A 10,984-nucleotide genomic window follows, 5' to 3' on the forward strand; every position below is an offset into this window, starting at 1 on the left:
ATCGAGATCGGCACCGCTCCGAAACGGCAGCCTTCATAGAGCCGGTTGGGCAGAAGCCATTCGGAGTTCTGCCCCGCCTCGAAGAAATCGATCGCCCACGAAAAATGGACATCGTTGTAGATCGCCGCCATGTCTTCCGGATTGCGGTAGGGCCCGAGAAACGACAGCCACGGCTCGGCTTCGACAAAGCCGTGAAAGTCAGGGAATTCCGACAAAGCCGGACGTCCGCGCAGCACGATCTCGAAGCGGCCCTCCATGCGGCGGGAGAAATCGGCCAGCAGCTCGAGTGAGCGTCGGCAGCGCAGCGCACCGAACCAGCCGATCCGCCATGGCGGACCGACCGGGCTCTCTTCAGTCTCCGGAGCGCCGGGCAAGATCGTCGCGGCCTCGAAATATTTGTTTTCGACCAGCTCGATGGGTGCCGCAACCTGGCCGAACGGCTTGAAATAATTGGCGATAAAGGCAGGAGAACTGGTCACCAGCAGCTTCACATCCCTGGCCAGAAAGCGCTCGGTGGCGCGCAGCGCCTTGCCCAGGACATCGTTGCGCAGCACAAGCCGATGAATGTCGAGGCACTCGTATACGATCGGAACCGATGCACCGAAGGCTGACCTGGCGCGGCGGGCAAGCGCCAGCATTTCCAGGTTGCGTGCGATGATGAGATCCGGTTTTGGCATACCGCCAAGCTTCGAGCCTATCGAAACGGCTGCTTTGGCGACGGCCGCGAGGCGTTGGCCGAATCGCCCGTCACGCGTCGCGCCGAGGTCGATCGGCCGCAGTCCCTCGATATCCGCAATCGGATTCGCGGTGCGACGGAAGCCGGCCAAAGTGACCTGGGCCCCACCTGCCCTGAGCATCGTGATCCGCCGGCGCACCGCCGGGTCGGAAACGTCGTGCACAAGGTACAAGACATGCAGCATAAAAACTCGACCGCTGTTGGCCCACCCGAGGGAATGCTAGTACAGGTCTTGCTGCATCGCAACATTTTTGGTGCGGCGGTCCACGTTTTCTGTTGCACTGCAAAATTATTGCCGTAGTTTGTGGTCGGCGGCGGTCGTGGATTTTCGGGCTCGGAAATCAACGTAAAAAATCAGGAATCCTGAATTTGGAAGCCAATGCATTCGATCCGCCAGAAGGCTCCTTGCGCAAATCGGTTGGGCGCGGCGCGGTTGTCACGGCCATGGCGCAATCGGTGCGGGTCGCGACACAGATCCTGTCCGTTATCGTCTTGTCGCGGTTGTTGTCGCCACAGGATTTCGGCGTCGTGGCGATGTGCGCGCCGGTGCTTGCCTTTATCGCCCTGTTCCAGGATTTCGGCCTGACCCAGGCGACGATCCAGAAGTCGGGCATCCGGCATGAGGAGGTGAACTACCTCTTCTGGATCAATGTCGCGGTCAGCGCGATCCTGGCTTGCGTGCTTGCGGGTGCGGCGCCGCTGGTTGCCGCCTTCTACGGCGAGCCGCGCGTGACGGGCCTGGTGGCTGCGTTCGGGCTGCAGATCATGGCCTATGGGCTGGGCGCCCAGCATCTGGCGCTCTTGACACGCCGCATGCAGTTCGGCCGGCTGGCCGTCATCGACGTCGCCAGCGCCATTGCCGGGCTTGCGGTGTCGATCGCCTGGACCTTTATCGATCGCTCCTATTGGGCCCTGTTTGCCGGCACGCTGACCGGTGCCGTTTTGCCGACGCTCTGCTATTGGGCGAGCTCGCGCTGGCGTCCGGGCCTGCCGCGCAAGGTCGCCGGCATCGGCGAGCTGATCAATTTCGGCGCCGGCATCACCGGCTTCAACTTCGCCAATTTCTTTGCCCGCAACCTCGACAATGTGCTGATCGGCAAATATTGGGGCGAGGCGCAACTCGGCCTCTATGACCGCGCCTACAAGCTGCTTCTGTTTCCGCTGAGCCAGATCACCAACCCGCTGTCGAAGGTGATGGTTCCGGCGCTTTCGAGGCTGAAGGATGAGCCGGATCGCTACCGCAGCGCCTACCTGCGCGTCATGCCGCTGATCCTGCTGGTGGCGCTTCCCGGCGTCGCCTTCGCCACGGCGATGTCGGATGTGCTGATCCCCTTCGTGCTCGGCGAGCAATGGCGCGCAAGCGCCTCGATTTTCCTGGCGCTCGGCTTTGCCGGGCTGCTGCAGCCGCTCAACAATCCGGCGGGGTGGCTTTTCGTCAGCCAGGGCCGCTCCGGCGATTTCATGCGCTGGGGCATCATAACGGCCGTGACGTCGGTGCTGGCCTTCATGCTCGGCCTGCCCTATGGCGCGCTGGGCGTGGCGATCGCCTATGCGATCAGCGAATATCTGCGGACGCCGTTCCTGTGGCTCTATGTCGGCAAGAGCGGGCCGCTTCAGGCGCACCATGTACTTCGCGCGGCAACGCCGTTCGTGCTTGGCGCCCATCTGGCACTGGCCGGCATCTGGTTCATCAAGCCAGCGCTGCCGCAGCAGCATGTCGTCGCCCTGGCCAGCGGCGCCGTGCTCGCCTACCTCATCACCATCGTCATCGCACTGGCATTCGCCTCCGGCCGCGAAGCCTTGCGCGAGGCCCTCAAGATGCTGCCGGCAAGGCTGCCTGCGGCGGCGGCGCGCGAAGCGCAATAATTTGGGCGTCTTCGACTGCTACGGACATCTCCTCCAGGACCAGGTCTGAACCATGCACTACCGATCGATCTCCGATATGAACGACGCCATTGTCAGGGGCCTGCACCGGCTGCCACGCGACATCGACCTGGTGGTCGGTGTGCCGAGAAGCGGCGTTTTGGCAGCGACGCTGGTCAGCCTTGCCGCGAACATCCCGATGACCGATCTCGACAGCTTCCTGGAAGGGCGTATCTATACGTCTGGCGTCACCAAGCGCCGTGCCGCTCTCGACCGCAAGGTTTCCGAGATGCGCAAGGTGCTGGTGATCGACGACAGCGTCGCTGGCGGCAACGCCATGCGTGACGCACGCGCCCGCATCCAGGCTGCGGGCATCAAGGCGGAGTTCACCTTTGCCGCCGTGTTCGGCCTTGAGCCCCAGCACCAGGAAACCGACCTCGTCTTCGAAGTCGTGCCGCATCCGCGCATGTTCCAGTGGAACTTCATGCATCACAAATTCCTGGCGCAATGCTGCGTCGACATTGACGGCGTGCTGTGCCTCGATCCGACAGAGGCGGAAAACGACGACGGCCCGGCCTATGAAAAATTCCTCAGCGAAGCGCGGCCGCTCCATGTCGCGACCCACAGGATCGGCTGGCTGGTCACCAGCCGACTGGAGAAATACCGCGCGCTCACCGAGGCATGGCTCGCCAAGCATGAGATCAAATACGACCAGTTGATCATGCTCGACCTGCCGAGCAAGGCGGAACGGCAACGGCTCGGCGCGCATGGCAGTTTCAAGGCGGATTTCTACCGCAAGTCCGATGCCATCCTGTTCATCGAGAGCGAGCACGAACAGGCGCTGAGGATCACCGAACTGTCAGGCAAGCCGGTGCTGTGCGTCGAAACGCATATGGTCAGCTTTCCCAACACGCTGTCGCTGCCGGCACTTGGTCAGGCGGCCAGGAACCTGCCGGCAAGGCTGCGGCAGATCAAGTCGCAAGAGGGCCGCAAAAGCGCCGCCAAGACCATTGCCCGCGCGCTGCTTGGCGCCCGCGGCTACGAGACGCTGAAAAGCCGGGTCAAGCGCCCGGCCTGACCTGCTCAGGCGGCGCCGTCAGGCCGCCTGTCGCGCGCGCTGCTGCATGGCCCTGTCCAGTATCGAGAAGAAGGTGATGAACTGGCGATCGGGATCGAGTTCCGGGCGCCCGGCGAAGCTGCGGGCGAGGCTGGAAAGCCGGTCATATTCCTGATTGTCGTTCCACAGCCGCCTGACGGCCGCGACCCAGTCGGCCAGCGGTGCATCATAATCCAGCACCACGCCACCGGAGCCGATCGCTTCGGGCAGACCGCCGCGCCGCGAGCCGACAACGGGGATTCCGCTGCAATGGGCCTCCGACGCGACGCGGCCCCAGGCCTCTTCCCACTTGCTGGGAGCAAGCAGGATCTTCGTGCGGCCGTAGACCGTCTTCATGTCGCTGGTGCGGCTCTCCAGGACGACATTGCCCAAGGGAGCGATCGTCTGTTCGATCCGCGCCCGGTGATCGTCGTCGAGCTTCCAGCTTTCGACGAACAGGAATGGAATTTCGCGGCAGGCGCCGGCAATCCGCACCGCGAGCTCGAACCCCTTTTCCTCATAAGGGTTGATCAGCGTGACGAACTGGCCCGTCGTCGGCGTCGAGTAGTGCGCCGGGTTGATGGTTGGCGGGATCACCACCGCCTCGATGCCGAACTCCTGTCTGTAAGTACGTGCGGTGAAGTCAGAATTGGCGATGTAAAGCGCGGAATGCAATTCGCGCAGATCGCCGCCCAGTTCATGGAACTCGACATTGCGGAGATAGACGACCAGAGGCACGCCCTCCGCCTGCAGCGCCTTGCCGATCGGAACCGATTTGTGACACTGGACCACGGCGACATCGGGCTTCAGCCTGTCGACGGCATAGCCCGCTGCTTCCCAGGGAAACCAGGCCCGCACCACCGGATAGCCGGGATAGCTGTCGACAACCGCCGGCTGCCGCAGCAGCTTCATCTTGGCGCGCGCCTTGAAGCCGAAGACACCATCACCGAACAGGGCGGCGAGCACAGCGGCTTCATGACCGTGCTCGATCAGCTGTTCGGCCAGATGATGCGTGCTCGACTGAACGCCGCCGCTGAACTCGGGCGGGTAGCCGTTGCCGCCTGCAAAGAGAACTTTCATGATCGGGCTCCTTGTCGCATCTCGTATTCCTTGCTCGGAGACAACAGGCAAAGTCCGCCGCCTCGCTTTCGACGTCAGGCAAGTTTCGGCGGCTCCAGATTGGCGAAGGGATTGGTACAGGATTGCCAGCCGGTAAATCGGATCGGGTCGTTGGGCGAACTGCGCCAGGCGTAGTCCGTCAGCATATGGAATTCGGCGACCACCCAGCGGTCGAAATGCACCAGATCTTCCCGCTTTCGCTCGGGCAGCAGGCGGCGTGCTGCGCCCAATTTGAGTTCCTCCACCAGCGTGACGGCGTCGCTTAGTTTTTCGCTTGGAAAGTTCCACGGATTCCTGTTGCGGAACGCCAGCACGAACTGCTGCAGATGCTCGATGCGGATGTTCAACTTGCCAAGGTATTTTTCCAGCGTGACGCGCACCAGATCCTCGTCCGAGAACGAGGAAACGGCGGCGTAGGCGACCCCTGTCGAAACCACTCCGCCAGCCATGACGGCCAGGGCCGAGCGTCTGGAAATCTCGATCATGCGATACCTCCTTTCACGCGATCCGGCTCGCCGCCCGCAAGGACAGCGCTGCCGCGGTCAGGCTCGGGTTGGCGCAGGAGCAGCTCGGATAGGTGCTTGTGCCGACGACGACCAGATTTCTGAGCTGGTGGTGGATCATGCCGCTGTCGATGACCGAATCGGCTGGGCCCGTACCCATCCTCAGCGTGCCCTGGACGTGCGATTCGCTCGGCCGAATGCCGCGGTCGAAGAGCTTTTCGATCGGCAGCGGCGCCAGAAGGCCAGGCAATTTCTCCAGAGCGCGCGTCATGCCCTTCACCGCATAGTCCGATGGCGCCTTGAAGCTGACGAAGGCATTCTCATCCTCGTCAAGCGTGACGAAGTTCTCGGGATCGAGCAAGTCCTCGGTGACCACGACAAGCGGCAGCGCCTGGCGTAGCCGCCCTTTTTCGGCACGCAGTCCGTGCTGCCAGCGGTTCTCGAAATAGACCAGTGCCGCCGCATGCTCCGATCGGTGAGGACCATCATAGAGGCCGAAATTCAGGCCGGTGGTGATGGTGCTGCCGTCGAAATTGTCGACGCCGTCTAGATAGACCTCGAAATTCCAGCCGTAGGATTCATGCAGGCCGCTGCCGACGAATTCGCCGCCCAGGCCGGATCGCAGCATGATCGCCGCGCTCTGGATGGCATTGGCGCCGAGAATGAAGAGATCGCCGCTGACCTGGTATTCCTTGCCGTCATGGCGGAACGTGACCGAACGGACAGCGCCGCCGACGTGATCGAGCCGGCGGACTTCCGCACCGAGGCAGACCGAGACGTCGGGATGCTCGAAGACGTGCATCAACCCGTTGTTGACGGTGAATTTGGCGTCGACCGGGCACAGCCAGCAACGCAGATTGGCACAGCACGAGGTGCGTTGTGATGTCGGCAGCCGCGCCCGCGCGGTTGGCATGACAAAGTGCTGGCCGGGCTGCGCCGCCTTCATCATCCTGTCCGGTGTCGACATGCGATGCGGCGGTTGCGGAAACGGCTTCGAGCGGGGCAGCATCGCCGCCATGTCGGGATCGCCGGAGATCGACATGATGTCTTCCGCGTCGCAATAGAACGGCTCGACGTCGTCATAGCTGATCGGCCAGTCATTGCCGATACCGTAGGTGCTTTTCAGCCGGAAATCATTGGGATGAAATCTTGGCGTCTGCGCGAACCAGCAGTTCGTCCCGCCACCCAGTCCGATCGTGTAGTTCCACGGCTTGTTGGAATTGGTCTTATAGGTCGTTTCGTCTTCGATGTCGGTGTTGACGTTCTGCTCGAGCTGCCATTCATGGGTGTTGTGGCGCCCCCACTCCAGCACCAGAATGCGTGCCTTTCGGCGCTTGGCGAACTCGTGCAGGAAGAAGGCCGAACCGAAGCCGGAACCGATCGCTACGAGATCGAAATGATCCTTGGTGATTTGCTCCGGCTTTACGTCCAGCACCATCGGCTACAACTCCACACAGAAATACGCGCTCAGTCCCAGCGCCCGCAGGCCATGTGCGGACCGGTCTTGCATCCGTCTGCCAGGGCCTGGTCTCATGCCGCCATTCTGCCGATCGAGTGATATTCGATGCCGTGGCGGGCGATGACCTTGGGGTCATAGAGGTTGCGGCCGTCGAAGATGACCGGCGTAATCAGCGCATCCTTCACAGCGTCGAAAGACGGCGCGCGAAAGCTCTTCCATTCCGTGGCGATCAGCAGCGCATCGGCACCGCGCAGCGCCGCCTCCTTGGTGCCGCACAGAAGCAGGTCGTCGCGCAGCCCGTAGATGGCCTGGCATTCCTGCATCGCCTCGGGATCATAGGCCTGCACATTGGCGCCGGCCTTCCAGAGCGCTTCCATCAGGACGCGCGCCGGCGCCTCACGCATGTCGTCGGTGTTGGGCTTGAAGGCCAGGCCCCAGAGCGCAAAGGTCTTGCCTTTGAGGTTGCCCTTGAAATAGCGGTCCACCTTGTCGAAGAGAACCGATTTCTGTGCGTTGTTGCGCTCCTCGACGGCACGCAGCAGCTTGGCGTCGAATTTGACGCCTTCGGCGGTCTTGATCAGCGCCCGCACGTCCTTGGGGAAGCACGAACCGCCATAACCCAGACCCGGATAGATGAAATGGTAGCCGATTCGGGGATCGCTGCCGATGCCCTTGCGGACCTCCTCGATGTCGGCGCCGAGCTGTTCGGCCAAATTGGCCATCTCGTTCATGAAGCTGATCTTGGTCGCCAGCATACAGTTGGCGGCATATTTGGTGAATTCGGCGCTGCGCACGTCCATCACGATCATCTTCTCGTGGTTGCGGTTGAACGGCGCGTAGAGTTCGCGCATCACAGCCTCGGTGTCCTCGCTGTCGGTGCCGACGATGATGCGGTCCGGCTTCATGCAATCGGCGACCGCGGACCCCTCCTTGAGGAACTCGGGATTCGAAGCGACATCGAAAGCCAGGTCCTCGCGGCCTCTTTTCTTCAACGTGTCGGCAATCCTGGCCTTCACCTTTTCGCAGGTGCCGACCGGCACCGTAGACTTGCCGACGACGATCTTGGGTTTGTCCATTTCGCGGCCGATGGTCTCGGCGACGGCCAGCACATATTTGAGATCGGCCGAGCCGTCCTCGCCCGGCGGCGTGCCGACCGCGATCATCTGGATCTCGCCATGCCTGACAGCGGCGGCGGCATCGGTGGTGAACTTGATGCGGCCGGCAGCATGGTTTTCCTTAACGAGGTTTTCCAAACCGGGTTCGAAAATGGGAACCAGGCCCTGGTTGAGCCGCTCGACCTTGGCGGCGTCGATGTCGACGCACACCACCTGATGCCCGACTTCGGCAAGGACCGCAGCCTGCACGAGGCCGACATAGCCAATTCCAAACACCGTCAAATTCATTCGGTTTCATTCCCATGCAAGGCAGCGGACCGTTTTCGGTCCCGCCGGTTCAAATCGACTTTCCCAACTACTTTACACTGCATGCCAGCGATTCCGGAAATTGACAGGGTTCGCCGAGCGCCGTGAAGGCAACCCGCTCGATCTGCAGGGAAAGCTTGCGGCCCGGATCCGCGAACGCTCCCATCCAACCCTTCATCGTATCGCTGCCCCAAAAGCTGAAGAATATCTTCTGTGCATGGCTGGGCAGCTTCGCCGGGTCGGTAATCGTGTTCACCAGCTGGCCGTTGACGTACCATCGCAAGCTGTCCTTCTGCCAGACGAAGGCGTAGTCGTTGAAGGCGTTCTCCGTGCCGCCCGGCACGTCGACCAGCTTCTCGTTCTTGCCCTTGCCCGCGATATAGGCATTGACCTGCACCTTGGAGGTGTCCTTGGTCAGCACCTCGAAGTCGATCTCGTCCCAGGGCTGCTTGTCGCTGGGACCGATATAGGTGAAGAACGCCGCGTTAAGGCCGGAGCCGGTATCGGTCTTCAGCCGTGCCTCATAGGTGCCGTAGCCGAAGCGCTGCTTGGTCTGGATCTCGCCGCAGACGTAGTCGCGATCCTTCAGCGTCTGCTTTTCGAAGCCGAGCGAAAGCACATTATTCGACAGTTCGACCATGCCTTTCGACCAGGTGCAATTCTGATGGCTGCCGTTGTTCCAGCCGTCGGAAACATACCAGCGCGCACGATCGAAGCTTTTGAAATCATCGACGAAGGACGGCGATGTCGGAATGTCCTGGGCGTAGGAAGGGGTTGCCGGGAAACCGCCGAGAGCAGCCAGCAGCAACGCACCGAGCGACCCCAGCCGTCGCCAGGCGGCTTGTCCGGTCCGATATGCGAGAGGCGGCGCGTCAATTGCCGTCGTAGGTTTCGGATTCGACTTCATATCAAACTCACCTTTGCGCTGTGTGTCCCCAACCCAAAGTCGACGTGCGAACCGCTCCTGAACGGGCCAACCTTGACCTTCCCTGTGACCCTCTCGATTGCTTCCCGCCTTGCATCAAATCTGTTGCAACAGTTCCGAGCCTTCACGTTTCAACCTCTGCCGGCGCCTGCCGGCCAGGCGAATTCCGCCGAGGCGGCGGCCGAATCGGCGTCCTCGTCGAAGACCATATCCAGCGAATGACGGAGCTCTTTCATCATGCCGTCCTGGCGCGACAGCGCTGCAATGCGGCGTTCGCAATTCAGGATTGACTGTGTCAGTGCGCTGACTTCCGAAGACCGCTTGTCGGAAGCTGAGCCGTTCTCCATGGCTTCGACCAGGAAGGCGGCGTTGGTCGACGTTGTCCGGTAGCGATTCTCAAGCCCGGTTCTTTCGGCCTCGATCTCGGCCGCAATTTGTTCGAACAGCTTTGCCAGACGATCAAGACGTGAAACATCGGCCTGCCGGTCGCGGGCCGGATCCCTTGATCTGAAACCGAATATCGAGGCCATGGGCTCAGGTTCCTGTCATCGCCGGCTTGTGGGCCGGGCTTCTGGCCGATCCCCGCAGCCGGGGCTCAAAAACTCGCCTTGCATTGTCCTGCTCCTCTGAAGGAGAGACATCGGACCAATCCGATCGGGGGCCAGTTCGGCTGGTCGTCCAATATGCTGCACCGCAACATAGACTGCCATCGTCGGAGCCGCGAGGCAACCACCCAATTCGTAAACTCATAAATCCAGCCGAAATGGTTTGCGTGATGACGTGTCGCGAGCGGACAAACCGCAGGCCTCGGGCCTCGCTCTCAGCGTTCCTTGCCCATGCTGGTTCCAGCCATCAGAAAGCGCCGCGGCGGCACAGGCTTTTGGCTGGACATAAGGCCGACGCGACGAAACAGCGCCTCGAGCTTGTCGGAAGCCACGCCCTGGACGATGGGGACGAGGTTGGACAGGCTGGCGAAAGCGTAAGCCGCGGCCGATGCCAGCCCCCGCTCAGCCTTGACGTCAAGGAAATTGCGCAGCCGATATTTGTCGCGCACGTGCCGTTCATGCCGCCGCAGCACCGCCTTCGAGCCTTCCGGCAGACTGTCGATCGCCAGCAGCGCCAGATCCGCATCGGCCAAACGCTTCAGGTCCTGAGTCTTGTGGCGGCCGCTCAAAGAATCGGCGCGGACGACGGCGCCGTAGCCGCAGGAGCGAATGACCTTGAACCGCGCCCCGCATGCGACTGCGCGGGCGTAGAGTTCATAGTCCTCGCCCAGCCGCAGGCTCTCGTCGTAGCTCAACCCGTGGCGGTGGAGGAAGGCACGGCTTATCACCGGCTTCAAGAAGCCCAGTTCGCCCCTCTGCACGCGGCGCCTGGAGATGTTGCCTTCGACGAAGCGCTCGAAATCGAGGAATTCCGGATCGGCGGCAAATTGCGGCGCGACGATTTTCGTCGCGTCGCCCGTCGCATCATCCCTGATCAGCATGATGTTGTCGGCTGCGAAATCCCAATCGGCCCCGGCAAACAGGTTGCGAAACCGGCCTTCGAGGAAAAAATCGTCGGCATCAAGAATGCTGATGAACGGCGATTTCGAGCCGGCGATGGCTGCGTTGCGGGCAAAGGAGGGGCCGCGATTGACATCGAGGCGCATCACGGAGAGCCGCCCGCTGCCATCATCGGCGGATCGTGCGACATCGGCGGTGTCGTCGGTAGAGGCATCATCGACAACGACGACCTCCGCCACTTCCGGTTCGCGCAACGCGGATGCGATGGCGACGGCGATTGTCGCTGCGGCGTTTTTTGCCGCGATGATCACGCAGACCTCGAATTTCGTCATCGACATGGATTTGCCTCTCGTACAG

At 61.9% G+C, this 10,984-nt stretch carries 10 protein-coding genes; 2 read left to right on the plus strand and 8 right to left on the minus strand.

Translation table 11 applies throughout. The features are described from left to right. Positions 1-920 (minus strand): glycosyltransferase (locus EN939_RS08390; RefSeq protein WP_127267651.1); only part of this gene is annotated, 920 nt, incomplete at its 3' end. A gap of 185 nt (positions 921-1,105) precedes the next feature. Here EN939_RS08390 and EN939_RS08395 point away from each other — a divergent pair. Both EN939_RS08395 and EN939_RS08400 read left to right on the plus strand, forming a co-directional pair. Then, positions 1,106-2,602: a lipopolysaccharide biosynthesis protein gene (locus EN939_RS08395; protein WP_127267652.1), complete on the plus strand. Its 1,497-nt coding sequence runs from the start codon at positions 1,106-1,108 to the stop codon at positions 2,600-2,602. Positions 2,603-2,654: 52 nt separating this feature from the next. Further along, complete coding sequence (locus EN939_RS08400; protein WP_127267653.1) at positions 2,655-3,677, plus strand: phosphoribosyltransferase family protein; 1,023 nt, start codon at positions 2,655-2,657, stop codon at positions 3,675-3,677. 18 nt (positions 3,678-3,695) lie between these two features. Here EN939_RS08400 and EN939_RS08405 read toward each other — a convergent pair whose 3' ends face one another. The 7 genes from EN939_RS08405 to EN939_RS08435 all read right to left on the minus strand — a co-directional run bounded on the left by EN939_RS08405 (position 3,696) and on the right by EN939_RS08435 (position 10,965). Further along, positions 3,696-4,775: a glycosyltransferase gene (locus tag EN939_RS08405; RefSeq protein WP_127267654.1), complete on the minus strand. Its 1,080-nt coding sequence runs from the start codon at positions 4,773-4,775 to the stop codon at positions 3,696-3,698. 74 nt (positions 4,776-4,849) lie between these two features. Further along, positions 4,850-5,299 carry a hypothetical protein gene (locus tag EN939_RS08410; protein ID WP_127267655.1) on the minus strand — a complete coding sequence of 150 codons (450 nt, stop codon included), beginning with the start codon at positions 5,297-5,299 and terminating at the stop codon, positions 4,850-4,852. Between the two features lie 13 nt (positions 5,300-5,312). Continuing rightward, positions 5,313-6,755, minus strand: coding sequence for a GMC oxidoreductase (locus EN939_RS08415; protein WP_127267656.1), 1,443 nt, complete (start codon positions 6,753-6,755; stop codon positions 5,313-5,315). A 92-nt stretch (positions 6,756-6,847) separates the two neighbouring features. Then, complete coding sequence (locus EN939_RS08420) at positions 6,848-8,179, minus strand: UDP-glucose dehydrogenase family protein (RefSeq protein WP_127267657.1); 1,332 nt, start codon at positions 8,177-8,179, stop codon at positions 6,848-6,850. Positions 8,180-8,246: 67 nt separating this feature from the next. Continuing rightward, positions 8,247-9,104: a family 16 glycosylhydrolase gene (locus tag EN939_RS08425; RefSeq protein WP_127267658.1), complete on the minus strand. Its 858-nt coding sequence runs from the start codon at positions 9,102-9,104 to the stop codon at positions 8,247-8,249. Positions 9,105-9,253: 149 nt separating this feature from the next. Further along, positions 9,254-9,652, minus strand: coding sequence for a hypothetical protein (locus EN939_RS08430; protein WP_127267659.1), 399 nt, complete (start codon positions 9,650-9,652; stop codon positions 9,254-9,256). Between the two features lie 290 nt (positions 9,653-9,942). Then, on the minus strand, positions 9,943-10,965 hold the full coding sequence (locus EN939_RS08435) for a glycosyltransferase (RefSeq protein ID WP_127267660.1): 1,023 nt from the start codon (positions 10,963-10,965) through the stop codon (positions 9,943-9,945). Positions 10,966-10,984 lie beyond the last annotated feature (19 nt).

The organism is Mesorhizobium sp. M7A.F.Ca.CA.002.05.1.1, assembly GCF_003998335.1.
Lineage (GTDB): Bacteria > Pseudomonadota > Alphaproteobacteria > Rhizobiales > Rhizobiaceae > Mesorhizobium.

Coding starts and splice junctions, on each gene's coding strand:
- EN939_RS08430 (WP_127267659.1), bottom strand. CDS start 9,652: ATGGCCTCGATATTCGGTTTCAGATCAAGGGATCCGGCCCGCGACCGG.
- EN939_RS08405 (WP_127267654.1), bottom strand. CDS start 4,775: ATGAAAGTTCTCTTTGCAGGCGGCAACGGCTACCCGCCCGAGTTCAGC.
- EN939_RS08400 (WP_127267653.1), top strand. CDS start 2,655: ATGCACTACCGATCGATCTCCGATATGAACGACGCCATTGTCAGGGGC.
- EN939_RS08410 (WP_127267655.1), bottom strand. CDS start 5,299: ATGATCGAGATTTCCAGACGCTCGGCCCTGGCCGTCATGGCTGGCGGA.
- EN939_RS08425 (WP_127267658.1), bottom strand. CDS start 9,104: ATGAAGTCGAATCCGAAACCTACGACGGCAATTGACGCGCCGCCTCTC.
- EN939_RS08415 (WP_127267656.1), bottom strand. CDS start 6,755: ATGGTGCTGGACGTAAAGCCGGAGCAAATCACCAAGGATCATTTCGAT.
- EN939_RS08435 (WP_127267660.1), bottom strand. CDS start 10,965: ATGTCGATGACGAAATTCGAGGTCTGCGTGATCATCGCGGCAAAAAAC.
- EN939_RS08420 (WP_127267657.1), bottom strand. CDS start 8,179: ATGAATTTGACGGTGTTTGGAATTGGCTATGTCGGCCTCGTGCAGGCT.